Genomic DNA, 706 nt, shown 5'->3' with positions numbered 1-706 from the left:
TTCTGGATTTGCTCAGCCGCAGATTATGGTCAGCTATTTCCGTTATCGAAGACGACGCCATTCGCGGTATAGAAGAGAGGATCGGCAGACGGTTATTGCTTCTGGCAGAATATCAACATAACCGTCCTATAAGTGCCCAGTCTTGTGTAGTGAAAGTGACTCGTGAGCACATCGCCAACATGATGGGGCTAACACGACAAAGTGTTCATAAGGTACTAAAGAAATTGGAAAACTCGAGCGTTCTTAGGCTGCAATACGGCAGTATTACCATATTGAATCCGCTGAAAATGGAAGCGTATCTCAAACAGTTGGAATAGTTGTAGATGCAAACACGTCTTTGGTCTAACCGGCGTACTCAGCTAAAACGACCACCAACCGATACCATGTAGATCAAACAAAAAGCCAGCGAGAGCTTCGCTGGCTTTGACATCATACTTATGCGACTTCGAGTTCCGATTTTAGCTCTCTCTTTAAGATTTTACCCGTAGCACTCATCGGTAACTGTTCACGAATTTCGACAAACCTTGGGTATTTGAAATTGGCCAACTGCTCTCGCCCCCATAGTTGCAGCTCATCAGCTTCGACAAATTGATTCGGTTTTAATACCACGTAGGCTTTGATCTCTTCGCCATATTCTTGATGCGGAATACCTATCACGGCCACCATCGCTACCGCAGGATGCGTCATGAATACTTCTTCAATCTCA

2 protein-coding genes are annotated in these 706 nt (G+C 45.0%); one reads left to right on the top strand and one right to left on the bottom strand.

Annotated features, from left to right (window positions below):
* Positions 1 to 317 (top strand): Crp/Fnr family transcriptional regulator (locus tag R7093_RS25580; protein WP_318147065.1); only part of this gene is annotated, 317 nt, incomplete at its 5' end.
* Between the two features lie 118 nt (positions 318 to 435).
* Here R7093_RS25580 and R7093_RS25575 read toward each other — a convergent pair.
* Positions 436 to 706: AMP-binding enzyme (locus R7093_RS25575; RefSeq protein WP_411913256.1), on the bottom strand; the 271-nt coding region annotated here is incomplete at its 5' end.

Source organism: Vibrio sp. 1580 (assembly GCF_033340055.1).
Note: the sequence above shows the minus strand (reverse complement) of the source record. Positions and strands in the feature narration are given on the sequence as shown.